This is a genomic window from Haloterrigena salina JCM 13891, assembly GCF_000337495.1.
GTDB lineage: Archaea > Halobacteriota > Halobacteria > Halobacteriales > Natrialbaceae > Haloterrigena > Haloterrigena salina.
This window is the reverse complement of the sequence record NZ_AOIS01000045.1, coordinates 71,734-95,983: the sequence shown is the minus strand read 5'-3', so window position 1 is coordinate 95,983 and position 24,250 is coordinate 71,734. Positions and strand designations below refer to the sequence as shown.

Below are 24,250 nucleotides of genomic sequence, written 5' to 3'. Positions count from 1 at the left end.
ACACCGAGGCGGAGACGGGACAATCGGCGAACAGGTACGGGCCGGAAGGGACGGCGATAGCGTTCCGGAACCGAAGCCATCCGACGAACCATCGGGTTCGAGACCGCTACGCCGTCGGTCGAAAACGCGGTATCGATCGCGGTCAACGAACGCTCCGCCGCTCGAGCCGCGAGGCCCGAACGTAGGGAGCAGTTACGACGACGTTCGTCGATCGGTAGCCGCGCCATAACTGGTCAGGAACCGATTCGTTCACTGGAAACGGTGGACAGAACTATTTACGGGGATGTGGTCGGGAGCGATTATGGCCGAAAGCGAGCAACAGGAGAAGATGTTGTCCGAGACTATCGTCAAGGAAGCCGTCGGATTGGGCATGAAGTCCCCGCTGCGCGACTCGATCGTCGAAGCCGTCGACGAGGCCGGCGGAGCGGACTCCGGAGGCGGTTCCGGTCTGCCGCTGGCGGGCGCCCTCTTCGGCGCCGGCGCGGCACTCGGTTTCCTCGTGGGTCGCCAGTCCCCAGAACTCGAGGAAACGTCCCTCGAGGACATCGAGGAACCGGAGATCATCGAGGACGTCATGGAAACGGGCGGCGACGAGGAGGAGCCGATCACCGAGATGACCTCTGAGACGGCGGACGAACCCGAATCGGAGGGCGGCTCGAGTCGGCTGGTGCAGCTCCTGATCACCGTCGGCGCGATCGCCGCCGTCGCCGTGCTTCGCCGCCGCCTCTCCGGCGGCGAGGAAGAGGAGTGGGAGCCGATCGAGGAGTTCGAACCCGCGACGGGCGACGATATCGTGGGCGGTGAGGACGAGGAAGAGGAGGAGGAGCCGGTCGAAGCCGAGACGGAGTCCGAAGACGCGGACGAGGAACAAGAGGAGTAAGCCGGCTGTTTTTCCCGTCGCCGACCGACGCGTTCGATTTTCATCGGCGGCGCCGTCTGACGAAGAAGCTAAGGGGGCGACGCCGACAGGTCAAGGCAATGGAGACGACCCACCGCGTCTTCGTCGGTGACTCCCGGGACCTCGCCGCGATCGACGACGACTCCGTCGAACTCGTCGTCACCTCTCCGCCCTATCCCATGATCGAGATGTGGGACGACCTCTTTACCCGCCTCGATCCGGCTATCGGCGACGCGCTCGAGGTCGGCGACGGCCGCCGCGCCTTCGACGCGATGCACGCCCAGCTCGACCGCGTCTGGGACGAACTCGAGCGCGTGCTGGTCGACGGCGGCATCGCCTGTATCAACGTCGGCGACGCGACCCGGTCGGTCGACGACAGCTTCCGGGTCTACGCCAACCACGCGCGGGTCCTCGAGGCCTTCGAGTCGCGGGGGTTCGATCCGCTGCCGGACGTCCTCTGGCGCAAGCCGGCCAACAGCGCCGCGAAGTTCATGGGCAGCGGGATGATCCCGCCTAACGCCTACGTGACCCTCGAACACGAGTACGTGCTGGTCTTCCGCAAGGGCGGCGAGAGCCGGTCGTTCGAACCCGGTGCCGACCGGCGCTACGAGGCCGCCTACTTCTGGGAGGAGCGCAACCGCTGGTTCACCGACGTCTGGACCGACGTTCGCGGCGAACTGCAGGCGCTTTCGGACGATCACGACGACCTCCGCAACCGGTCGGCGGCCTACCCTCTCGAGATCCCCTACCGGCTGATCTGCATGTACTCCGCCTACGGCGACACCGTCCTCGACCCCTTCTGGGGGACCGGCACGACCACGCTCGCGGCGATGTGCGCCGGTCGCAACTCCGTCGGCTCGGAACTCGAGTCGTCGTTCCTCGAGGTGTTCGACGACCGCCTCGACGAGGTGCCGGCGCTCTCGCGGTCGGTCGGGCGACGGCGACTCGAGCGCCACCGGGAGTTCGTCACTCGCCGCCGCGAGGAGGGGAAGTCCTTCGAGTACCGGGCCGCGAACTACGAGACGCCGGTCGTCACGAAGATGGAGCGAAACCTCCAGCTCCGGGAGGTCGCGGCCGTCGACACGCTCGAGGATGCCGACGAGGGGACGGACGATAGGTCCACCGACGAGGCCGCTGCGGACGCGAACGCTGTACACGGGTACCGCGCCGAACACGCACCGCTGACCCTCGAGTGACAGCCTCGGCAGGCTCGTCTATCTGGTTGGGTTTACCGCGTCGATGGACATTTGGGACGCTGCGTCGAATCGCCGGGTATGACGCTCGACGAATACCCCAATGCGGTCGACGCGCTCGAGCCGGCCGACGGCGAGGTCGAAACGGCGGAACTGATCGTCAGCGACGACGTGCTCGTCAAGGCGTTCGCGCTCGGCCCGGACGCCGAACTCGAGGCCCACGACCACCCGGAGAGTACGAACGTCTTCCACGTCCTCGAGGGGACGGTCACGGTCGTGCAGGACGGCGAGAGCGAGACGGTCGACGCGCCGGGCGTCGTCCACCACGAGCGCGGCGCCGTCCACGGCGCGCGAAACGAGACCAACGAGCGCGTCGTGTTCACGGCCAGCCTCTGTCCGCTCCCGTCCTGACCGTCGGCGTTCGTCGGCCGGACCTGTCCGCCCCACGAGTTTTTATTCGCGCCGCTCCCATCGATAGCTATGCATCGCGGCCTCGAGGTTCCCGAATCGACCCCGGTACGAGTCCTCGCGGTCGGGACGTCGACGTGGTTGCAACGGGCGACGGCGGGGATCGACGCGGACGACGACGAAATCGCGATTCGCGGGCCGCTCGATCCGGCGACCGAACTCGAGGACGCTGCCCTCGACGAGACGGACTGCCTGCTCACCGACGACCCGACGGTCCTCGAGCGCGTCGACGGGGAGTGTCCGGTCGTCTACGCGCTCGACTCGTCCGCGGACGAGTCGATCGATCGGCTCCGCGCCGACGGGGCGACGGACGTGATCCCCGAAGCCGCGGCCGAGCGGTCGTCGCTGCTCGCCAACCGGCTGTGCCGAACCGCCGAGTTCGACGCCGTCCGTCGCACGACCGCGCGTCAGGAGACGCGGTTCCGTGCGCTGCTCGAGCACACCTCGGACGCGGTGCTCGTCGTCGACGACGACGGCACGATCTCGGCCGTCGGGCCGTCGGCCGAGGGGATCGCCGGCTACGGACCCGAGACGCTCGTCGGAACCCACTATCTGGACCTCGTTCACCCGGACGACGTCGCGTCGATTCGGACCGCGTTCGACGACCTCTGTGTGAGCGAGCCGGGGACGACGACGACCGTCGAGTACCGCTGTCAGCACGCCGACGACGCCTGGTACGTCCACGAGGCCGTACTCACGAATCGGCTGGCCGCCGAGGACCGCGCCGGCGGCGAGTCGGACGCCGAGATCGACGGGATCGTCGCGTCGATCCGCGACGTGACGGCCGTCCACCAGGTCGAACGCGAACTCGAGCGCTCGCTCGAACGGGTCAGCGACGCGTTCTACGCGCTCGATTCGGAGCTGCGGTTCACGTATGTCAACGACCGTGCGGGGACCCTCCTCGGCGTCGATCCCGCCACGGTGATCGGCCATCCGATCCTCGAGCTGTTCCCGGAGCTCCGGGAGACGCCGTTCCGGACGGCCGCGGCCGAGGCGATGGAAACCCAAGAGCCTGCGTCGATCGAACACTACTACGAACCGGCCGAGCGCTGGTACGACGTCCGCCTCTACCCGTCGCCGTCCGGACTCTCGGTGTACTTCCAGGACGTGACCGATCGGGTCGAGCGCGAACGGAAACTGCAGGACCGGACGGAACAGCTGGAGACGATCATCCGGAATGTCCCCGTCGTTCTCTTCGAGCTCGAGGCTGACGGGACGATCGCGCTGGCGGAAGGGCGCGCCCTCGAGCGCAGCGAGGCGGTCGCCGACGACATCGTCGGCGAGTCGGCGTTCGACGTCTTCGACGACAAGCCCGCGATCCGCGCCGACTTCAGGGCGGCTCTCGATGGCGTGTCGACCCACTCTTCGATCGAACTCGACGGCCGGGTCTTCGAACAGTGGTGTCGGCCGATCGTCGAGGACGACGCGGTCGACCGCGTGATCGGTATCGCCGCCGACGTCACCGAACGCGCCCAGTATCAGACGGCGTTGAACGCCCTCCACGAGGCGACGAGCCATCTGCTGACCGTCGAATCTGAGCAGGCCGCCTGCGAGTACGTGGTCGACGTCGCGAACGACGTTCTCGATCTCGAGACCGTCGTCTACCGGTTCGACGACCGGGAAAACGAACTCGTGCCGACGGCCTACTCGCCGAGCCTCGAGTCGACGGTCGGATCGCCCCCGCGACTCCGTCCTGGCGAGAGCCTCGCCTGGCGGGCGTTCGTCGACGACAGGCCGGCCCGGTTCGACGACGTCAGGGACGCTCCGCAGGTGTTCGACCCGACCACGGACGCTCGCAGCGGTCTCTACGTCCCGATCGGCGAACACGGCGTCCTCGTCGCTCTCGATTCCGAACCGGGGCGCTACGACGAGGAGACGTTCGAACTCGCCAAACTGTTCGCCAGGACGGCCGAAGCGGCGCTCGACCGCATCACTCGAACGCGCCGGCTCCACGGCCACGAGTGGGAGCTCAAGCGCCAGAACGAACACCTCGAGCGGCTCAACGCGGCCGGTCGGGTTCGTCAGGACCTCGAACAGTTGCTCCTGATGGCCGACTCCCGCGCCGAGATCGAACGCGGGATCTGCGAGCGCCTCGCCGACCTCGAGTGCTGTTCGTTCGCCTGGATCGGCGAGCCGGACCCGGGCGGGAATCAGCTGTTGCCCCGCCGACGGGCGGGCCACGAGCGCGGGTATCTCGACGCGGTTTCGGTGACGACCGTCGACGACTCCGCCGCCGAACCGGCGGGTCGAACGGCGCGGACGCGGTCGCCGGTGTTCGTCGAGAACGTCGCCGACTCGATCCGCGAGGGGACCTGGCGCGGCGACGCCCTCTCCCGGAGCTTCCAATCGGTATACGCCGTGCCGCTCGTCTACGACGACTTCCTCTACGGCGTCCTGACGCTGTACAGCGACGATCGGGACGCGTTCGACGAGCCGCTCCGATCCATGCTCGCCGAACTCGGCGAAACCGTCGGCTACTCGATCGACGCCGTCAAACGAAAGACCCCGCTGGACGGCGAGAGCGTTCCCGCGGTCGAACTCGAACTCGCCCTCGAGGGGCCGAATCCGCTGGGTCGCCTCGCCGACCGACTGGACGCGCGAGTCGAGTTCGAGGGCGGGGCGATCCTCGACGACGGGACGCCGACGGTGTTCGCGGTCGTCGACGAGACGGACGGCGTCGATCCGGCCGCCGTCGCCGAACTGGAGGGAATCGACGACGCGTCCGTGATCGCCGACACCGACGGGGAGACGCTGTTGCAACTCCAGTACGCGGATCCGTTTCTCGGCGCCGCCGTCGACGCCCACGGCGGGACGCTGCGGTCGCTCGTCGCCGACGATACCGGGACGCGAGCGGTCGTCGAGGTTCCGGAGACGGTCGAGGTCAGGAACGTGCTGTCGCAACTCAACCGCCGCGAATTCGCGGTCTCGCTCGTCGCCCGCCGCGAGGGCGCGACGCGGGCGCGGTCGACGATCGACGCCGCCGCCCGCAACGCGTTGCTCGAGCAACTGACCGACAGACAACGCGAGGTCGTCCAGACGGCCTACCACGGCGGCTTCTTCGAGTGGCCGCGGGAAACGACGGGAGAATCGATCGCCGACTCGCTGGGAATCTCCTCCCCTGCCTTCCAGAAACACGTCCGAGCCACCGAGCGGAAGCTCTTCACCGCGCTGTTCGACGGCCGCTCACTGGATGGTTAACTATATAACCCACTCACGTTCGGCCGGTTATACAGATAACGATCAGATTCTTTACGACGACCGGTGAAGAACGGCTGTCTTCCCACAGACCGCACTGGGGGTGCGCGTAATCAATGACTGAGATGACTACACGATCACCGTCCGCGCAAGCGGACGCAGAGTACGTTTCGCAGTACGATCGACTCGATGACGAACCACTGAGCGTCGCTATCGTCAACGCGGTCGCGACGTTCGGCAACGAATCGGTAACGGAACTCGAACCGCTTCACTACACGATCAACACCGACGCACTCGAGCGACTGTTCGAACCACGTACGGACGGGGTTCGATCAGGGGGGTCCGTCTCCTTCGAGTACCTCGACTATCTCGTCACCGTCACCGCCGGCGGTGAGATCCGCGTCGAAGCGGCGTAAATCGACACCTGCTGACGCGTTTTCCGCCTCTTTATCCGCGACCTCGACAGCGCCTATCGACCGGTTGCATCGCTACTCCGTTCGAGTCGATAGCCGCGGCCCTCCCCTCGAGGGCGGATTCCGGTTGCTGTCGCTCTCTCGACGCAGAACGAGACCGTCTCGATCACACGACCGCTACTCTCCCGTCCGTCGGGTCGGCGACAGAGACTACTCAGTCGCCGTGTGACTCCTCCGACGACTCGCCGCTCGGGTCGGTGTGGTTCGCTGCCGTAATCTCGACGGCTCCGGAGCCGTCGATGCGAACGCGATGGCCCCGATACGGGAAGGAAATCGAGAGCGCCGCCCTGCTCGAGTCGATCAACCGCTCGAGCGCATCGAGATCGACGACGGCGTGAAGCGGCGGCTCGAGGTCAGTCGGATCGACGTCCTCGATTTCGGCGATCTGCGTGACGATGCTGTGACTCGGTTTCGATGAGACCCCCGTCCCCATACGCCGCTATGGTATGTCGGATAAAGCTGGTGATGCGGGCCGAATTGACGGTTCGTTCCGGTTTCTCGACTCGAGTGTGTGGAAAACCAGGGCTCCGATCCGCGGAGAGACGAGCGAAGCGAGTCACTCCTGCCTCGCGTTCGCCACAGACGCCACTCGCTCCGTTCGTAACGTCGCGTAGAAAGCCAGTGCCCGGGGAGGGCTCCGAACCCTCGATCTCCGCATGTCCCAGGTCCGAGGCTCGGCGGTCCTCGTGGGGGACACGGAGGCTTCCAAGGCGTACCGCACCGAATCTCTGAACCCTATGAGTGCGGCGCTATGTCCAGCTAAGCCACCCGGGCTCACTCTTCGATTGTGCGCTGTGTTTCTTTAACCTTCTCATTCCCGCCTGCCCTGTAACGCCGACCCACGGATTTATCACATGCCCTTCCCAACTACCCGCGCATGAGCGTTCCGGAAATCGTCCAATCTACTCTCAACGGCGACGAAATCGCGGCTCGAGTCTCTCTGGGCGGCGAAGACGAACTCTTCATCACGTCCTCGAGTTCCCTCGTCTACCGATCCGACGGCATCTTGAGCGACGAATCGGTCGAAGAATACCCCCACGAGGCCGACCGGCTGACCCTCTCCGAGGGCCGGCGCAAGACGAAGTTCACCCTCGAGTACCCTCTCGAAGGAACCAAGGAGTTCACCGTCCCCTCGGACAAGACCGATGCGGTCTTGCATCCGGTGCTGGCCGGCGTGTTGAACGGCAACGGGATCACCGATCCCGGCGAGACGGTCGTCAAGACCTACCGCTTCAGCGAACTGACGCTGATCATCACCAGCGACCGTCTGGTCAAACACATCGGCGGGGCGGTCTGGGACGGCGACTACGAGGGCTACCACTTCGACGACGTGACGAAGCTCGCGTTCGAAGACGGGAGCGTCGCCACCCAGATCGTGCTCACGGTCGCCGGCCGCCCGGAGCGGATCAAAGCGCCCAACGAGGAGGCGAACGATCTGCGCGAGCGCCTCAAACGGGCCCTCTTCGAGTACCACGGCGTGACGTCGCTCGCGGAATTCAACGAGACGGTCGGCGTCGGCGAGGACGGCGGCGGCCGGAACGGCGGCGCGGTCGACTTCGGCGACGGCGTCGATCCGCTCGATGCCAACCCGCCCGAACCGGAGGACCGAGAGGCGGTCGCGGCGACCGAGACGGCGGGCGACTCGGACGACTCCCAGCCCCAGTCCCAGTCTCAGTCCCAGTCGACCGATCCGCTCGCGGCCGCCGGCGAACCGCAGCAGTCACAGCGCACGCAACAGCAGTCCGCCCAGCAGTCGGCGCGCGCCGCCGCGACCCAAGCAGACGCTCCGACCGACGACGTCGAGACGGCCTTCGACGGTGCGTCCGACGCACCGACCGACGACGAACCGGAGTCCGTATCGACGCGGGACGACAGCGGGTTCGTCGCCGACGCGGCGGCCGAGTCCGCGTCCGCAACGTCCGCCGCGGCCGCCGAGAACGCCGACTACGATCCGGCCGAACTCGCCGAACGGATCGACACGCTCGAGGCGGCCGTGGAGGAACAGTCCGAACTCATCGAACGACAACAGGAGACGATCGAACAGTTGATCGCCGAACTCCGGCAGGGTCGCTGAGGCCTCACCCGTCCCGTCCCGTCACCTTCCGAATACACGACGAGCCGAACGGCCCCAGTTCGCCGGCGTCGAGGTCGATGAAGTAACCGGTCGACAGCCCCGACCCGCAGCGCTGACAGGAGAACTCCCCTTCCTTCGTGATCACGTCCTGATCGAAGCTGACGTACTGGCGGCTCTTCGGGCGGACGATGCCGTCGTCGCGCTCGATGATTCCCCGCAGTTCCGCCTCGTCGAGGATCGTCCGCGTCACCGCGGGGTCGCTGGTCACCATCTCGATCCGGTCGACGACGTCGGCCAGCGCGAGCGATTCGTGCTCGAGTCGCTCGAGCAACGCCAGCCCGCGTTCGACGCGGTCGTCGCTGGCGTCGGCTCCCGTCTCGACCCGACGGTCCTCCCGATCCATCGGTGAGTGGTGGTCTCTCCGACCGAATAAACGTTCTGTCCCGACCGTCCAGAGACACAAAAGTTTCAACGCTCGGTGGGAAACTTCGATCGATGTCGTCCCCCTCGGTGCGAACGCGCGCGGTCGCCGCCGCGGTCGCGATCGGTGCGATCCTCTGTACGGTCGCGCTTGTCTCGCCGTCGGTGCTGCTCGCGACCGTCGAACCGGTGTCGGCCGATCCGCTCCTGTTCGGTCTCGTCGTGACCGGTCTCTACCTCGGGCGACCGCTGCTGGCCTTGCCGACGACGCCGCTGGCCGCCGTCGTCGGCTACGGCTACGGCGTCGCGGTCGGCGTTCCGGTGGCGCTGCTCGGCGTCGTGGTGACGGTCGTCCCCGTCTTCCTCGCCGTCCGCTGGATCGCCGTCGGCTCGCCCGACGACGATACCGGCGTTCAGCCTGCATCAATCTCTGCATCGGCTCCCGGCCCGTTCGGATCGCTCCTCGAGCGAGCCGGAACCGCCGTCGGGCGGTACTACGAGACGGCCGGCCCGGTCCGCGGCGTCGTCGCCTCGCGGCTGGCGCCGATCCCGTCGGACGTGGCGACCTGTGCGGCGGCGGTCAGTGAGGTGCGACTCCGCCACCTCGTGATCGGGACGGCGATCGGCGAACTCCCCTGGACGATCGCCGCTGTCGTCGTCGGCGCGTCGGCGGCGACGGTCAGGACCGGCGGGGTCGGCGACCTCGGAGCGGCGCTCACGCTCGCCTGTTTGGCGGCTGCGATCGCCCTGCTGGCCGCGCCGGCGTATAGACTCGTTCGGGGTCGAGGAGACCAAAGCCGAACGACCGGCCGACCGACGGACAGGTAACGATCAGCGGTCGCCGTCGTCGACCAGCGACTCGCTCATGTCTTTTAGGTCCGCTTCCAACTGTTGATAGGCGTCGGTCTCTGCTAGCTCGTCCGGCCCGTGTTCGTCCTCGAGGGTCTCCATCTTGTTCGACAGGGCGGCGAGCTCGCGCCGGCCATCGCCGCCGTACCGGGACTGGGCCCGGAGGTTCTCGATAATCCGCGTCAGCTGCGCGCGAGAGACGGGTTTGGTGACGTAGTCGTCGATATCGAGCTCGACGATATCGAGTCCGGGGTCGACCGCCGTGACCATGATCACCCAGCAGTCGTGGCCCGCGGCCCGGATTCGGTTGAGCACCTCGTCGCCGGTCAGATCGGGCATGTGTCGGTCGAGCAGGACGACGTCGACCGTCCCGCTCATCGCCTCGAGCGCCGAGTGGCCGTCGTAGGCGGTGCGAACCTCGTAATCCTCGCTCACCCATGTCGCATAGAGATCGGCCAGTTCGCGCTCGTCCTCGACGACGAGAATCGTCGGTTTCGTAGACGTAGACATACGGATCGTTGTCCGAGACCACAGCGCGTCGTCTTGTAGCAGTTCCGGGCGACTCACGCCTCGAGTCGGGCGCCGAACCGGACGTCCCGCGCTCACGGGAGGATCAGGCCGTCGCTCCCGCACCGGCGACCCGGCTCAGGTCCAGAACGTATCCGCACAGTCGAAGATGACGCCGTGTTGCGGGCAGACGTACTTGCAGTGGCGTTTGAACAGTTCGCCGTCGCAGTGCGGACAGGTCGGGCCGTTCGACCGGGCGGTCGCTCCGCCGCCGTCCGCGTCGGTCTCGGCCGCGGTCCCGGCGTCGGGTTCGTCGCTGTCGGCTGCCATACGGATCCCATCGATCGGCCGGCGCTAAGTCCTGGCGGTCCGCTCGAGCGACGCCGCCGTCGGGGATCGATCGCGATCGGAGTCGCCCCTTTCTGTGGGTGCGCTCGAGTATCGCCGGCATATCGGATCGGTGGCTGCACGCGTGTGCGCTCGGCTCCACCGTTGCCGTCCTGCCGATCCTCACGCTGCCGGCGGTGGCGGACGCGCCCGACGATCAGTGGCGCGTGCGGCCCGGCAGAGGTTCCTGCTCGCCTGTGCCGTCGCGGGCGGACTGGTGCTGGCGGAGACCGCCGTCGGCCTGCCGTGGTACCGGACGACGACCGTCCCTGAGCCGGATCGGTCCGTCGCCTGATCGCTTCGAAAACGGTGGAAAACGAAACGCGTCGACAAGAAAGACGGTTCGAAACGATTCGGCTGATTTCAGCCGTTAGACTGGATCAGCACTCGCTCCAGCCACAGGACTCGCAGGTCTTGCAGCCTTCGGAGAAGTACAGCGACATCGAGCCGCAGTCGGGACACTCGGGCGACTCGCCGGCCTCGATGAGGTCCTGTGTCGCGTCGTCTTCGGCGTCCCCGGCGCCGCCCTGAGCGGCCGCCGCGCCGCCGTCGGTCTTCGGCCCGTCGTACTCGATGGCGTCCGCGTCGGCGGACTCCTCGAGCGTCGCCTGCGTCGGGTACGGCTTGTCGATCTCGTCCTCGAGGTAGCGACGCATCGCGGTGCCGATGGCGTCCGGGATGGACTGGATCTGCTCGCCCTTGTCCCAGGCGACCTTCGGCGAGCGGGTGCCACAGAGTTCGTCAACGATCTCTTCGGGGTCGACGCCCGAGCGCAGCGAGGTCGAGATGACCTTCGCCAGCGCCTCGGTGAAGGAGTTGGTGAACCCGCCCGAGTGGCCGATGTTGGCGAACAGTTCGAAGGGCTGGCCGGTCTCGGGATCCTCGTTGATCGTCACGTAGACCTTCCCGTAGCCGGTGTCGATGCGCTGGCTGACGCCCTGCAGGGCGTCGGGGCGCTCGCGCTTCTCGGTGAAGTCGATCTGCACGGGCTCGGCGTCGTCCGCGTCGCCGGCCAGCGGCTCGACGTCCGTCTCGAGGACGTCCTGGACGTCCTCGTTCTCGAGGAACGCCTCGAAGCCGCCGAAGATCTCCTCGATCTGCTCGGCGAGGGCCTCGGCGGCCTCGGTCTCGTCGGCGAAGTCGGCGTTCTTCGCGCGGGTCGTCAGCACCTGCTTGCTGCGGGTGCCGTCGCGGTAGTAGGTGACGCCCTTGCCGCCGTGCTCGTAGATGTACTCGAAGACGTCCTTGGCGTCCTCGAGCGTGGAGTCGTTGGGCGCGTTGACGGTCTTCGAGATGGCGGAGTCGACGCCCTGCTGACAGGCGACCTGCACGCCGGCGTGCTCTTTCGCCGAGAGGTCGCCGGTCGTGACGAACAGTTCGCCGATGGCGTCGGGCACCGTCGAGAGGCCCTCGACGCCGTTGAACTGGTTGGTCGCCATCTGCTCTTGGGCCTCCTCCTTGACGGCGTCGACGTCGATGTCGTTGTCCTCCAGCACGCGGAGGAAGTAGTCGTCGAACTCGACCAGCATCTCGTCGCCCTGGACGTCGTCGGAGACGTTCTTGTAGTAGGCGACGTTGTAGATCGGTTCACAGCCGCCGGTGGTGTTGCCGACCATCGAGGTCGTGCCCGTCGGCGCGATGGTCGTCGTGTTGTGGTTCCGGATGGAGAAGCCGTCTTCCCACTCGTCGGCGTCGAGACCGGTCTGCTTCTCGAACCACTCGCGGTACTCGGTCGGGTTCGCGTACTTGGAGTTGTCCCACTCGTCGAAGCTGCCGCGCTCCTCGGCGAGCTCGTGGGACGCCCACTTCGACCCGTGGTTGATGTGGCGCATCAGCTGGCGCGCGACCTCGTTGGAGGTCTCGCTGCCGTACTCCATGCCGAGCTGGATGTACAGCTGTGCCAGCCCCATGATGCCCAGGCCGATCTTGCGCATCTCCCGGACCTTCTGCTCGATCTTCTCGACCGGGAAGTCGCTCATCGTGACGACGTTCTCGAGGAACCGCGTGCCCATCTCGATGCGGCGGTCGAACTCCTCGAAGTCGATCGCCTCCTCGAGGAAGGCGTCGACGGCGTCTTCCAGCGAGTCGTACTCGTCGCCGTGCTCGTCGTACCAGACGCGCCAGTCGGGCGCCTCGAGGTCTGCGAGCGTCGAGAGGTTGATGTGCCCGAGGTTACAGGCCTCGTACTCCTCTAAGGGCTGCTCGCCGCAGGGGTTCGTCGCGAGGATGCGGTGGTCGGGGTGTTTCTCGACGTCGAAGGAGTGCTGTTTGTTGACCCGCTCGAGGTAGATGACGCCGGGTTCGCCGTTCTCGTGGGCGCCCTCGACGATGTCGTCCCAGAGTTCCTCGGCCGGGATCGACAGCGCCTCGCCGACCTCGACGTAGTCGCCGAGACCGAACATGTCGTAGAGCTCTTTCGTCTCTTCCGTCGCGATGTGGGGCTCGCCCGTACGGGGGTTGGTGAACGTGAACTCCTCGCCGTCCTGCAGGGCCTCCATGAAGTCGTCGGTGATACCGACGGAGATGTTGAAGTTCGAGAGGTGGCCCTCGACGGCGTTCCGGAGGTGTTTGGGGACCTTGCCCTCGTCGTCGATGAGTTCGCGGGCCTCGTCGAGTGCCTCCTGGAAGGAGTTGTGCGTGAAGTCGTCGGGGTCGTTCAGACGCAGCGTCTCGGCCAGCGAGACGTCCTTGTTCTTGGCGTGGATGAACTGGATGACGTCCGGGTGGGAGACGCGCATGACGCCCATCTGGGCGCCCCGTCGGGCGCCGCCCTGGGCGATCGTCTCGCACATCTGGTCGTACGTGCGCATGAACGTGATCGGGCCGCTGGCGATGCCGCCGGTCGAGCCGACCGCGTCGCCGTAGGGGCGAAGCTGCCAGAAGGCATAGCCCATGCCGCCGCCGCTCTGGAAGACCTGCGCGGCCTCCTTGGCGGTCTGGTGGATGTCGTCGATGTCGTCGTCGGGAGAGTCGACGAAACACGCAGAGAGCTGCTGGAGCTCGTCGCCCGCGTTCATCAGGGTCGGCGAGTTCGGCATGAAGTCGAGATTCTCCATCATGCCCTGGAACTCCTCGGCGACGTCCTCGACGTGGGTGCGGATCTCGTCGGGGAGTTCGGGGACGACGGTGTCGTAGGCGAACTTGTTGACGTTGTAGATAGAGAGCGCCGTCTCGTCGTCGTCCTCGGCGGTAGTGCCCGCGCCGAACACTTCCTCGGCGAGTTCGTCGCGCCGCGGGTGGTCGGGCTTGAGCTGGTCGGGCGTGACCGTAATCTCGGCGTCGCGCTTGCGCGCTTCGAAGACGGCCTCGGCGAGGGCGATGTTCTTGCCGACGCGGTCGAAGAGATCCTCCTGATCCTCGATGAGTTCGCCGTCGGCGTCCTTGCGCAGGTATCGCGCGGGCAGAATGTTGTGGTAGGCGTTGCCGGTCAGGCGCTCCTCGAGCGTGTCGCCGTCGGTGCGCTTGATCGGGAGGGTCAGATCCTCCGCGGAGAGCTCCGATTCGCTCATGCGCGGGTCACCTCGTAGTTCCCCCGCCGCAGGGTGGCGATTCTAGCGTGGGTCCGAGTGCTGGCTCGCATCATTCGTGACGAAGGTTCGGTAGACATCGGTCCATCTTAAAACGTGGTGTTGTTGTCCTACTTTTCTTGTATTAGGACAACTTCAGTTGGATAGATGTCTCTGGGTTCCTTTCGTATCCTATCGTTTCGGGTTCGATCACGGCTACTCGAGACGGCCGTAACCGTGGCTATCAACACCTACAACGCCGACGGTCTTAACGATTTTCAGAGCGTCCTGAAAGTAATCTTCAGCGGGTATATTCATCGCGCTGTCGTGTGGTTTTCGGCTCCAAACCGACCTCTCCGCGCTTCGAAGAGTCACGTGATCGATTCGTTCATTCTATCCAGAAAGATTACGTCCCTGCAATACGCAGGATCTCCCATGGTCGAACCATTGACCTCGTCGACCGTTCTGCTCGTGCTGGCGGGCCTGGCCGCGCTGGCGGTCGCCGTCGTCGCAATCAAAATCGCGATCAAACTGGCGATCCGCGTCGGTATCGTCTCCGCTATCGTCCTCGCCGGCCTCTACACGGCCGGCGTCACTGACCTGTCGTTCCTGCCGTTCTTCTAACTCGGTATTGGACCCGGTCCGTAGGTATCGCGTCGAAGCGACGGGTTTCAGCCGGTACATTGTCAGTTTCTGTCTCGACGCTGCGTGGTCTCGAGATGTCCATCGTTCTCTCGGGTTCGAACTCGGTACACCGACACTCCGCTACGGCCCGCTCGAGGAGACGGCTCAGCCGTCGATCGACTCGAGGAAGTTCTCGATCACGTCGTGGCCGACCGCCGTGAGCACGCTCTCGGGGTGGAACTGGACGGCCTCGATAGGGTGCTCGCGGTGGCGAATTCCCATCACGAGCGTCTCGCCGTCGTGTTCCGCCGTCGCCGTCACGTCGAAGCAGTCGGGCACCTCGGTCGCGATCAGCGAGTGGTACCGGCCGGCGCGAAGGCCCTGCTCGAGGCCCGCGAAGACTCCCTCGCCGTCGTGATCGACGGCGGAGGCCTTGCCGTGGATCGGCGCCGGCGCCCGGCCGACGGTCCCGCCGTACTCGTAGACGGCCGCCTCGAGGCCGAGACAGACTCCCAGCGTCGGCACCTCGGGACTCACCTCTCGGAGCACGTCCATCGTGACGCCGACGTCGCGGTCGTTCTTCGGGTGGCCCGGCCCCGGACTGACGATGATCGCGTCCGGGTCGACCGCGCGAACGTCCGCGAGCGAGGCGGTGTTCTTCAGCACCGCGGTTTCGGTGCCCTCGTGTTGGCTGACGTACTCGACTAAGTTGTACGTAAAGGAGTCGTAGTTGTCGACGAACAGCACCGTCAGCGGCTCCGCCTCGCCGCCCGCGTCCGACCTCTCGGTTTCGGCCGCGTCGGCGGACCGCTCGTCGCCCGTCGTACTCATCGGCTCACCTCCGGCGAGGACTCGAGTTCGTCGGGTGCGTCGTTCTCGATCGCCTCGAGGGCGGCGAGGACGCCGCCCATCTTCTTCTCGGTCTCCTCGTACTCGGCGGTCGGATCGCTGTCGGCGACCAGACCGGCGCCGGCGCGGACGGTGATCCGATCCCGGTCTCCTTCGTCCTCTACGGTGGCGGTCCGGATCACGATCGCGAAGTCCGCGTCGCCACACCACGAGTAGTAGCCGACGCCGCCGCCGTACAGGCCTCGCGGCTCGGCCTCAAGGTCGTCGATGATCTCCATCGCCCGGATCTTCGGCGCGCCCGAGAGGGTGCCGGCGGGGAAGGATGCCCGCGTCGCGTCGAAGGCATCCGCGTCGCTCGCGAGGTCGCCCGTCACCGTCGACTCGATGTGCTGGACGTGGCTGTACTTGAGCACGTTCATGAATTCGTCGACGCGGACCGAGCCCGCTTCCGAGACGCGGCGCACGTCGTTTCGCGCCAGATCGACCAGCATCGTGTGCTCGGCCCGCTCCTTCTCGTCGGCCAGCATCTCGCCGGCCAGCCGGCGGTCCTCGACGGGACTCGAGCCCCGGTCACAGGTGCCGGCGATCGGATTCGACATGACCTCGCGCCCGCGCACGGAGACCAGCGTCTCGGGGCTCGCGCCGACGACGGTCAGGTCGTCGTGCTCGAGGAGGTACATGTACGGCGAGGGGTTGACCTCGCGCATCGCCTCGTAGAAGCCGAGGGGATCGACGTCGCCGTACAGTTCGCGGGTTCGCGAGACGACGCCCTGGTAGATGTCGCCGTCGAGGACGTGTTCCTTGGCCCGGCGGACGCTCTCTTCGTACTCGGCTTTCGGCCCGACGACCTCGTCCTCCCGGGCGAATCCGCCGGTCTCCGGCGCCGACGCGGCCCGCAGCGTTTCCGCGACGGCCTCGGCCTCCTCGAGGATGGCGTCGTAGACCGCGTCGGGGTCGTCGTCGGCCTCGATGATCGGCGTGCAGTCCAGCGAGACCGTCCCGTCGCGCTCGTCGAACGCGAGCGTCTTCGTCGTCAGGACGAACTGCGCGTCCGGGAACCGCGACTCGGGGCGCTCGCGGCCGACCTCCTCGAGCCAGAGGTCGTAGACGGCGTCGTAGGCCAGAAAGCCGACCAGCCCGCCGGTCAGGTGCTGGCGGTCGTGTTCGGGCGGGTTCGCGAAGCGGACGTCCGGCATCGCCGCCCGGAGCGCGTCGACGGTGTCGCCCTCGGGATCGGTCTCGATCAAATCCCGCGGCGCGTCGTCCGTGAGTCGCTCGACCGTCGTCTCTTCGGGATCGACCGTGACGACGGCGTCGGGGTCGTAGCCGACGTAAGAGTAGCGCGCGTGGCGGTCCGCGTCCGCCGAACTCGGCCGGAAGGCGCCGTCCGGATCGCTCGAGGCCGTCTTTTCGGCGCTCTCGAGCAGGAAGGCGTACGGCGATCGCTCCCGGTCGCTCGAGGCCGAGCGGCCGGTGAGGGCGGCGTAGGCCTCGAGGGGCGTCGTCTCCACGTCGAGGGTCGCGACGGCGCGGACGACGACCGGTCGGTCCTCGTCTTCGCCCGCGTGCTCGCGGAACGTCTCGCGGTCGACGTCGAGCGTCGGCGAGACGTCGGGTTCGGTGTCGGAGTCACTCATGGGTGGATCACGGCTCCGCCGTCCGTTGAGCGTTCTTGGCTCGGTCGACGAACGATCGCACGGCCGTCGGATCCTTGACGCCGCCCTCGGCCTCGACGCCGCTGGCGACGTCGACCGCGAACGGCTCGACCGTTCGAACGGCGTCCGCGACGTTGTCGGGCGTGAGTCCGCCCGCGAGGATCAGCGGCGACTCGAGGTCCGCGGTCGCCACCCGCGTCTGGTCCCAGTCGTGGGTCTCGCCGGTGCCGCCGCCGCCGTCCGCGGCCGGCGTGTCGACGAGCAGGCCGTCGACCAGGTCGTCGTAGGTCTCGGCCCGGACCGCGTCGTCGGCATCGACGGCGAGCAGGAGTTTCGCGTCGACGTTCGCGCGCAGGTACGCCAGATCGCCAAGTCGAATGCTCCCGTGGAACTGGATCGCGTCGGGTTCGATCTCGTCGGCCAGTTCGATCGCGCGCTCGGGGCCGGACGGCATCGTCACGAGGACGGTCGTCACGAACGGCGGCGCGGCGTCGACGAGTTCGCGGGCGCGCTCGACCGCGACCTCCCGCGGGGTGTCGACGGCGACGTCGCAGATGATCCCGAGGGCGTCGGCGCCGGCCGCGACGGCCGTCTCGAGGTCGTCCTCGTTGGTCAGCCCGCAGATCTTCACCCGCGTCATCGTCCACCGGGTTCGGCCACTTCGCCCCGGAGGTGATCGAGTTTCGTCGCGGCGTCGCCGGACTCGATCGCCTCGCGGGCGGCGTCGGCGCCGGCCTCGAGCGAGTCGGCCTCGCCGGCGACGTAGATCGCCGCGCCGGCGTTCGCGAGGATGACGTCCCGTTTCGCGCCCGTAACCGTCCCCTCGACGATACCGCGCATGTCGGTGGCGTTTTCCTCCGGCGAGCCGCCCGAGATGTCTTCGATGTCGTGTTCTTCGAGGCCGAGGTCGGCGGGCTCGAGGGTGTACTCCTCGACGTCTGCGCCCGTCACTTCGGCGGCGACGGTCTCGCCGTGGACGGCGATCTCGTCGGTGCCCGCGCCGTGGACGACCAGCGCGCGCTCGACGTCCATCCGCGAGAGGGCGTCCGCGAGGACGGGCACGAGGTTGGGATCGTAGACGCCGACGACCTGCGCGTTCGCGCCGGCGGGGTTCGTCAGCGGGCCGAGAACGTTGAAGATCGTCCGCATGCCGAGTTCCTTGCGCGGGCCGATGACGGCCTTCATCGCGGGGTGGAACACCGGCGCGAGCATGAAGCCGATGCCGTCGCGTTCGATCGCTTCCTCGACCGCGGGGGGTTCGGCTTCGACGTCGACCCCAACTTCCTCTAAGACATCCGCGCTGCCCGACGACGACGAGACGGAGTAGTTGCCGTGTTTGGCGACCGGGACGCCGGCGCCGGCGGCGACGATCGCGCTGGTCGTCGAGACGTTGATCGTATCGTAGTCGTCCCCGCCCGTCCCGCAGGTGTCGACCAGCGGCTCGCGGTCCGGCGTGATCGTCCTGGCCGCGTTTCGCATCCCTTCGGCGAAGCCGGCGATTTCGGCTTCCGTCTCGCCTTTCGCTCGCAGCGCCGCCAGCAGCGCGCCGATCTGCGCCTCCGTCGCGCCCTCGAAGACGGCCGTCGAGGCCGCTCGAGCGTCTTCCTGTGTGAGATCCTCGCCTTCGGTCACCCGTTCGACGTACTCCTGCATAGTGAACACCAATGTACGTAGTTGTCTTGTAATGTCCAAATGAGTACATCGACTTAAGCGTGTCGGAGGTCATCGTGCGGTGGTGTCGCGTACGGCGTCCGATTCGAAACCTTCAATTATGGTGGCCGGCAACGATTGAGTGCAGGCGAGGTGGCGACGGACGCCACACAAGCGAAACCAGGCGGGTTGGTGGTCTAGTCTGGTTATGACACCTCCTTGACATGGAGGAGGCCGGCAGTTCAAATCTGCCCCAACCCATTTCTGACGGAACAACAACCGACGAGCGGAGCGTGGCGATACCACCACGCGACGCGAGTCGTTCGTTCCGTAGAAATTGTTACGGGAGATTTGAACTAGACGAGTCGCGCGCAGCGAACGCGAGTGAGCGAGCACGTCTCGGCGTAGTTCAAATCTGCCCCAACCCACTACACTCCTTCCGGTCGTGTGAATCGCACGACGGGGAACTTTTCCACAGTATTTCTTTGCTGAGAGCGGGGTATTTCGCTCTCAATTCATTGCCATTTGCAAGGGCGGTTCCCGATACACGATGATTTGTATTTGGTTTCAATATAGTCCTTTGAGAATATAATGTTTCGGATAAACGAAGATCGACAAGAAGCGAGAACTGTTGTACTTCAACTGTTATCTCGAATTATTTTACTCAGATCTCCAGAGATGTTCTCAGTAGTTTTGAAATTAACTCTTGATGGCATTTCATCACCCGTAATGATTTTTACCTTCTGTACATCTTCCAAATTCAGAAACATAACTATCATGATTAGGACAATACCAATTAGAAGAATTGGCATAATTTCTATGAGAACACCTACTACAGAAACTATGGCGCCAAGTCCACCTAACAGCAAGCCGTTATCATCAAAATCGCTTATATCTTTAACTTCTTTGTCTGTTTCTGCTTCGATCGAGCTAATATGAGTATATTCTATATCTTTGAAAGACCCATTATCATCATAAAAAATCAATCTTTTATCAGTTGCACCAAACTCCAAGTTTGTGCCAGATGTAGAGAAAAATTCGTCGTCTTCATCTGGCTTTCCTCCCCAAGAGAGGAGAAGTTCTTCATTGTCTCCAAGATAGTTTTTGAGTGGCATAATTTCTTTTCCCGTCCACATATATATCATATTTTTGATTTATTCTTTCCCAACTTGTTCATTGAAACCAAATTTCGATTTTTGAAACGCGCGCGAGCTATTCCAGTTGTTCCCAGCCACCGACACCGACTGTGGAGGGGCCGGCAGTTCAAATCTTCCCTCCGCTTCTTGGTAACTCGAGCAAACACGCTCTTCGACCGCGCCAGTACTGTCCAGTCCGCTACTCGAGCGCAAAGAGCGATCGCAGTGCGGGACCACGACCGCTCGGGAACCCGTTCGGAGATGCCGTAAGGACGCCCTACTGGAACAGCTATACCTCCAGCGTGCGTACGTTGCCCATGACACATAGTACCACTTCCGAGCCGCTCGAGGAGATCGAGTTCCTCGCGCGGTCGGAACACCGCGTCGCCGTGCTCGAGGCGCTGGCCGAGCGGCCGACGAGTCGAGCCGAGCTCCGGACGAAGACGGGAGCGTCGGCGTCGACGATCGGACGGACGCTGCGCGCGTTCGACGAACGCAACTGGATCAGACGGGACGGGGACCGGTACGAAGCGACGCAGTTGGGCGCGTTCGTCGCGGCCGGACTGCGGGAGCTGCTCGCCCGACTCGAGATCGAGCGGGCGCTCCGCGACAGCTGGCAGTTTCTCCCGGAAGAGAGCGGGTTCACCGTCGAGATGGCCAGCCGTGCGATCGTGACGGTCGCCGAGCCCGACGCCCCGTACCGGCCGGTGAACCGATTCGCGGCGCTGCTCGAGCGGACGAACCGGTTCCGGTTCGTCGGCACCGACGTCGCCCTGCTCGAGCCCTGCAAGGACGAGCTTCGGCGGTCGATCGTCGACGGCATGGAAGCGGAGATCATCGATCCGCCGGCGGTCGCCGAATACATCCTCTCGAACTACCGGGAGCACTGTTCGGCCGCCCTCGAGAGCGGCAACCTCTCGGTCAGCGTCCACGACGACGTGCCGCCGTACGGCGTCAGTCTCTTCGACGATCGGATCGCCGTCAGCGGCTACGATCCGGACAGCGGGATGGTTCGACTGTTGATCGACAGCGACGCGCCGGAGGCGCGCGACTGGGCGGAATCGACGTTCGCGTCCTACCGACGCGACGCCCGGCCGCTCGCGCTCGAGCCGGCGGTCGGATAGTTCGGCCCCGCCGTCGCAGTGAGCGTCCAGCCGCGATGGTGCGAGGAGCGGCCGGGTCGCCGGCTTGCAGCCGGCGACTGCCGTGCATCGTCTGCACGGCTGTCATCCGTTGCCCGAAACCCGCTAGATGCCTCCATAGGTCTACGCAGTGTACGCTCTTTCGAGGAGGCGAAACCAAACCATGGCAGACACACGCCAGAGCGACGAGAGACTGACGGGCCTGGAAGTAGCGTGCGATACCGAAGTGTCGGGCTGCGTCTTCCGCATGCGGACGGAGGTGGACGACCGGGACCGATTGCTCGAGATCACGCGCGACCACGTCAGCGAACGGCACGGCACGGAGTACTCCCTCGAAGAGATCGACGAACAGCACGTGACCGAAGTCGAGGTTTGAACCGACGCGAAACGATCCACGACGACCCGATCTACCTATGAGCACAGACCAAGCGACTGTCGACCACCACGAGACCGATTACGAACTCGGACGCGGCGTGCGGACCGGAGCGCTCCTGATGGCGCTCGCCGGCGTCGCGTTCGTCGGCTACGGGGTCGTGTTCCTCGCCAGGACGTTCTTCGGCACCGGCTTCGAGCTCGGCGTCGCGACCCTCAACGGCATCACGCCGGCGGAACTGAACGCGATCGATCCGGCGATCATGCACTACATCAACCACCTCCACGTCGCGACCGCGGCGTTCATCATCGCGACCGGGATCGCCGTCGCGGCGCTGGCGTGGTACGGCGTTCGCGCCGGCCTGCTGTGGGCGTGGGCGACGGCGGTCGTCGCCGCCGTGACCGGCCTGGCGCTCGCGCTCCCGATGCACTACATGGACCTCTTCGCGCACGACTGGCTGACCCACCTCGGACCGATCTACCTCGCGACGATCGTGTTCGTGGCGGGCGCCGCGCTCGCGTTCCGAGGACTGCGAGCCGATCCGCAGTTGTCGGATCCCGGCGACGACGCCGGAGCCTAGGGGTCCGCTACGAATTTTCGACGGCAGTTCGCCGTTTCACTCGCCCGCGAATCCGGCCCTCGGCCCCGGACGGATGCAGGTGCAACCGCTTTTCGTCCCGCGACCGAACGAACCGTATGGACGGTCCGTTCTCGAGGGATACGCTTCGCGGGCGAACCGGTGAAAACCCCGTCGCACACTGGTTCTTGCTCGATGCGAACCGCTGGTTGCTGGCGGGACTGCTGTCGGCCGTCGCCTTCGCCACGTTCGTCGTTCTCGGTGCGGTATCGATTCCCCTCCGGGAGGCGATGGAGAGCGGCACTCCCGTCGATACGACGTTTCAGGCGCTGATCGCCGCGGTTCTCACCGGCGTGACGCTCGTCGTCTCGATCAACCAGCTCGTGCTCTCCCAGGAGCTCGGGCGGCTCGGCGACCAGCACACGTGGATGAACGAGGCGATGGCCTACCGGCACGACGTCGAGGAGCTGTTCGGATCGGTCGGCCCGCCCGACCCCGCACAGTTCCTGCAGGCGCTCGTACGGACCAGCAGCGACCGCGCCGAAGCGCTTCGCGAGGCCGTCGCCGACGGCGACGACGAGGTCCTTCGCCGGCGAACCGACCGACTGGTCGAGAACGTCTGCCGGAACTCCGAGGAGATCGAGTCCCAACTCGAGACGTCCCGGTTCGGCGAGTTCGGCGTCCTCCGGTCGGGACTGAACTACAACTACTCCTGGAAGATCTACGCGGTCCGTCGGCTGCGCGACGAGCACGGCGACAGCCTCGACGACGATCAACTGGCGGCGTTCGACGAGTTGATTGACAGTCTACGGCTGTTCGGGCCGGCTCTCGAGCACTTCAAGTCGCTGTACTTCCAGTGGGAACTCGTCCACCTCACGCGGTCGATGCTCTACTCGGGGCTCCCGGGCGTCGTCGCCGCGACGGCGACGGTGCTCTATCTCGACCCCGGACTGGTCCAGGGGACCACCGTCGGCGTCGATAATCTGGTGTGGCTCGTAAGCGCCAGCGCGACGATCAGTCTCGTTCCGTTCTTCCTGCTGACGACCTACGTCCTTCGAATCGCGACGATATCGAAGCGGACCGGCTCGCTCGGCCCGTTCATCCTCCGCCGCGCGGAACGGACGGAGGCGATCGACTGGGACGAGTAACCGCATCGACGTCCGGCCGCCGATTCGAGTTCGGGCGTCAAAGTCGGCGGGGACTCCCGATCGAAACGACGGAAGCGCGGGCGAATCACTCGAGTGGTGCTACCGAGACACAGAGACCTCGCCGATCGAACGGTAGAAAAGTCCGAATCGACTCGAGGGTCGTATGGAGCTGTTCGTCCGGTTGTCGGGATTGTTGGTCGTGCTCCTGCTGGGAACCGGGCTCCGAACGACGGGGCTGCTCGACGCCCGACGGACGACGCGGTTGAACGCGGTCGCCTACTACGTCGCCCTGCCGGCGCTGATCTTCGTCTCGACGTACGACCGAGCGATCGGCGAGTTGCTCTCGCTGACGCTGCTGGGCGGCCTGCTGTTCGTGTTGTTCGCGACGGTCGGGCTGGCGTGGCTCGTTCACTGCAACCACGGGTCGATCGGCCGGCGGAGCGTGGCGGTCGTCCAATCGTACCACTCGAATCTCGGCTATCTCGGCCTGCCGCTGGTCGCGGCGACGTTCGACGCCGAGGTGACCGCGACCGCGAGCGTCGTTCTGGGCGTCGTCACGCTGACCCAGTTGCCCCTGTCGGTCCTCCTCCTCTCGATGCTCAACGGGGCCGACGCCGCGATCGGCGACGAACTGTTGGGGCTGGCGAAAAACCCCGTCCTGGGGTCGCTGATCGCCGGACTCGCCGTCGGCTCGCTGGGGATCACGCTTCCCGGGCCGGCCGCGACCGGCCTCGACCTCCTCGGTTCGGTCGCCCTCCCGCTGGCCCTCCTCTGTGTCGGCGCGTCGCTCGAGGTGGATCTCCCATCGATCGATCTCGGCGCGACCGGGGCCGTCATCGGGCTGAAAATCGTCTGTATGCCCGCGCTCGCGTGGGCCGTCTTCTCGGTACTCGCCGTCGACGCGGCGACGTTCACCGCGGCGGTCGTCATGCTCGGAACGCCGACGGCCGTCTCGACGTTCGTCTTCGCGGCCGAACTCGGCGGCGACGAGGAGTTCGCGTCGCTGAACGTCTTCGCGACGACGCTGGTCTCGATGCTGACCCTGTTCGTGCTGATCACGCTCGTGAGCTAGGCCCACTCGAGCGTGGCGCGGTCGAACGACCTCTGGGGGACTCGAGAACGGCGA

The 24,250-nt window shown here is 65.8% G+C and carries 24 protein-coding genes and 2 tRNA genes; 15 read left to right on the top strand and 11 right to left on the bottom strand.

Annotation, left to right across the window (positions count from 1 at the left end):
- The first annotated feature begins 301 nt into the window (after positions 1 to 301).
- The 5 genes from C477_RS13060 to C477_RS13040 all read left to right on the top strand — a co-directional run bounded on the left by C477_RS13060 (position 302) and on the right by C477_RS13040 (position 6,170).
- Positions 302 to 880 (top strand): hypothetical protein, encoded by a 579-nt coding sequence (locus C477_RS13060; RefSeq protein ID WP_008894969.1) that lies wholly within the window; start codon positions 302 to 304, stop codon positions 878 to 880.
- Between the two features lie 98 nt (positions 881 to 978).
- Positions 979 to 2,094: a DNA-methyltransferase gene (locus C477_RS13055; RefSeq protein ID WP_008894968.1), complete on the top strand. Its 1,116-nt coding sequence runs from the start codon at positions 979 to 981 to the stop codon at positions 2,092 to 2,094.
- Between the two features lie 78 nt (positions 2,095 to 2,172).
- Positions 2,173 to 2,502, top strand: a complete 330-nt coding sequence (locus C477_RS13050; RefSeq protein ID WP_008894967.1) for a cupin domain-containing protein — start codon at positions 2,173 to 2,175, stop codon at positions 2,500 to 2,502.
- A gap of 69 nt (positions 2,503 to 2,571) precedes the next feature.
- Positions 2,572 to 5,757 carry a PAS domain-containing protein gene (locus C477_RS13045; protein WP_008894966.1) on the top strand — a complete coding sequence of 1,062 codons (3,186 nt, stop codon included), beginning with the start codon at positions 2,572 to 2,574 and terminating at the stop codon, positions 5,755 to 5,757.
- Positions 5,758 to 5,870: 113 nt separating this feature from the next.
- Positions 5,871 to 6,170, top strand: coding sequence for a HalOD1 output domain-containing protein (locus C477_RS13040; protein WP_008894965.1), 300 nt, complete (start codon positions 5,871 to 5,873; stop codon positions 6,168 to 6,170).
- Between the two features lie 211 nt (positions 6,171 to 6,381).
- Here C477_RS13040 and C477_RS13035 read toward each other — a convergent pair whose 3' ends face one another.
- Positions 6,382 to 6,660: a HalOD1 output domain-containing protein gene (locus C477_RS13035; RefSeq protein WP_008894964.1), complete on the bottom strand. Its 279-nt coding sequence runs from the start codon at positions 6,658 to 6,660 to the stop codon at positions 6,382 to 6,384.
- Between the two features lie 189 nt (positions 6,661 to 6,849).
- A tRNA-Met gene (locus C477_RS23565) sits at positions 6,850 to 7,001 on the bottom strand.
- 103 nt (positions 7,002 to 7,104) lie between these two features.
- On the opposite strand from C477_RS23565, the gene C477_RS13030 reads away from it, so the two are divergent.
- Positions 7,105 to 8,301 carry a DUF7115 domain-containing protein gene (locus C477_RS13030; protein WP_008894963.1) on the top strand — a complete coding sequence of 399 codons (1,197 nt, stop codon included), beginning with the start codon at positions 7,105 to 7,107 and terminating at the stop codon, positions 8,299 to 8,301.
- A gap of 4 nt (positions 8,302 to 8,305) precedes the next feature.
- Here the strand turns inward: C477_RS13030 and C477_RS13025 are convergent, their stop codons facing one another.
- A complete protein-coding gene (locus C477_RS13025) occupies positions 8,306 to 8,704 on the bottom strand; it encodes a DUF5830 family protein (protein ID WP_008894962.1) in 399 nt (132 codons plus the stop codon).
- Between the two features lie 92 nt (positions 8,705 to 8,796).
- Between C477_RS13025 and C477_RS13020 the strand changes: the two genes are divergently transcribed.
- Positions 8,797 to 9,549 (top strand): VTT domain-containing protein, encoded by a 753-nt coding sequence (locus C477_RS13020; RefSeq protein WP_008894961.1) that lies wholly within the window; start codon positions 8,797 to 8,799, stop codon positions 9,547 to 9,549.
- Between the two features lie 3 nt (positions 9,550 to 9,552).
- On the opposite strand, the gene C477_RS13015 is transcribed toward C477_RS13020, so the two are convergent.
- Together C477_RS13015 and C477_RS13010 are read right to left on the bottom strand one after the other, a co-directional pair.
- Positions 9,553 to 10,080, bottom strand: coding sequence for a response regulator (locus C477_RS13015; protein WP_008894960.1), 528 nt, complete (start codon positions 10,078 to 10,080; stop codon positions 9,553 to 9,555).
- 135 nt (positions 10,081 to 10,215) lie between these two features.
- Entirely contained in the window at positions 10,216 to 10,407 is a 192-nt protein-coding gene (locus C477_RS13010) for an HVO_2523 family zinc finger protein (protein WP_008894959.1), read from the bottom strand.
- Positions 10,408 to 10,624: 217 nt separating this feature from the next.
- Here C477_RS13010 and C477_RS24740 point away from each other — a divergent pair, with 217 nt between their 5' ends.
- On the top strand, positions 10,625 to 10,759 hold the full coding sequence (locus C477_RS24740) for a hypothetical protein (RefSeq protein ID WP_275040468.1): 135 nt from the start codon (positions 10,625 to 10,627) through the stop codon (positions 10,757 to 10,759).
- Positions 10,760 to 10,844: 85 nt separating this feature from the next.
- Here C477_RS24740 and C477_RS13005 read toward each other — a convergent pair whose 3' ends face one another.
- Positions 10,845 to 13,973, bottom strand: coding sequence for an adenosylcobalamin-dependent ribonucleoside-diphosphate reductase (locus C477_RS13005; protein WP_008894958.1), 3,129 nt, complete (start codon positions 13,971 to 13,973; stop codon positions 10,845 to 10,847).
- A 432-nt stretch (positions 13,974 to 14,405) separates the two neighbouring features.
- Between C477_RS13005 and C477_RS13000 the strand changes: the two genes are divergently transcribed.
- Complete coding sequence (locus C477_RS13000; protein WP_049914527.1) at positions 14,406 to 14,594, top strand: hypothetical protein; 189 nt, start codon at positions 14,406 to 14,408, stop codon at positions 14,592 to 14,594.
- Between the two features lie 165 nt (positions 14,595 to 14,759).
- On the opposite strand, the gene trpG is transcribed toward C477_RS13000, so the two are convergent.
- Genes trpG through trpD form a run of 4 tightly spaced genes read right to left on the bottom strand, consistent with a single transcriptional unit; the run spans position 14,760 to position 18,751 of the window.
- Positions 14,760 to 15,425 carry an anthranilate synthase component II gene (gene trpG, locus C477_RS12995; protein ID WP_008894956.1) on the bottom strand — a complete coding sequence of 222 codons (666 nt, stop codon included), beginning with the start codon at positions 15,423 to 15,425 and terminating at the stop codon, positions 14,760 to 14,762.
- Positions 15,422 to 17,080 carry an anthranilate synthase component I gene (trpE, locus tag C477_RS12990; protein ID WP_008894955.1) on the bottom strand — a complete coding sequence of 553 codons (1,659 nt, stop codon included), beginning with the start codon at positions 17,078 to 17,080 and terminating at the stop codon, positions 15,422 to 15,424. Before trpE ends, trpG begins: the two co-directional genes overlap by 4 nt.
- Before the next feature lie 7 nt (positions 17,081 to 17,087).
- Positions 17,088 to 17,738, bottom strand: coding sequence for a phosphoribosylanthranilate isomerase (locus tag C477_RS12985; protein ID WP_008894954.1), 651 nt, complete (start codon positions 17,736 to 17,738; stop codon positions 17,088 to 17,090).
- A complete protein-coding gene (trpD, locus tag C477_RS12980) occupies positions 17,735 to 18,751 on the bottom strand; it encodes an anthranilate phosphoribosyltransferase (RefSeq protein ID WP_008894953.1) in 1,017 nt (338 codons plus the stop codon). The genes C477_RS12985 and trpD overlap by 4 nt, the downstream gene beginning before the upstream one ends.
- A gap of 183 nt (positions 18,752 to 18,934) precedes the next feature.
- On the opposite strand from trpD, the gene C477_RS12975 reads away from it, so the two are divergent.
- Positions 18,935 to 19,009: transfer RNA gene (locus tag C477_RS12975), tRNA-Val, on the top strand.
- 377 nt (positions 19,010 to 19,386) lie between these two features.
- Here the strand turns inward: C477_RS12975 and C477_RS23560 are convergent.
- Positions 19,387 to 19,863, bottom strand: a complete 477-nt coding sequence (locus C477_RS23560) for a PH domain-containing protein (protein WP_152423322.1) — start codon at positions 19,861 to 19,863, stop codon at positions 19,387 to 19,389.
- Positions 19,864 to 20,201: 338 nt separating this feature from the next.
- Here C477_RS23560 and C477_RS12970 point away from each other — a divergent pair, with 338 nt between their 5' ends.
- From C477_RS12970 to C477_RS12950, 5 genes are all read left to right on the top strand, one after another.
- Complete coding sequence (locus C477_RS12970) at positions 20,202 to 21,008, top strand: helix-turn-helix transcriptional regulator (RefSeq protein WP_008894952.1); 807 nt, start codon at positions 20,202 to 20,204, stop codon at positions 21,006 to 21,008.
- Between the two features lie 181 nt (positions 21,009 to 21,189).
- Complete coding sequence (locus C477_RS12965; protein WP_008894951.1) at positions 21,190 to 21,402, top strand: hypothetical protein; 213 nt, start codon at positions 21,190 to 21,192, stop codon at positions 21,400 to 21,402.
- Between the two features lie 37 nt (positions 21,403 to 21,439).
- A complete protein-coding gene (locus C477_RS12960; protein WP_008894950.1) occupies positions 21,440 to 21,979 on the top strand; it encodes a hypothetical protein in 540 nt (179 codons plus the stop codon).
- A 116-nt stretch (positions 21,980 to 22,095) separates the two neighbouring features.
- Positions 22,096 to 23,124, top strand: coding sequence for a hypothetical protein (locus C477_RS12955; protein ID WP_008894949.1), 1,029 nt, complete (start codon positions 22,096 to 22,098; stop codon positions 23,122 to 23,124).
- A 163-nt stretch (positions 23,125 to 23,287) separates the two neighbouring features.
- Positions 23,288 to 24,196 (top strand): AEC family transporter, encoded by a 909-nt coding sequence (locus C477_RS12950; protein WP_008894948.1) that lies wholly within the window; start codon positions 23,288 to 23,290, stop codon positions 24,194 to 24,196.
- Positions 24,197 to 24,250: the final 54 nt, after the last annotated feature.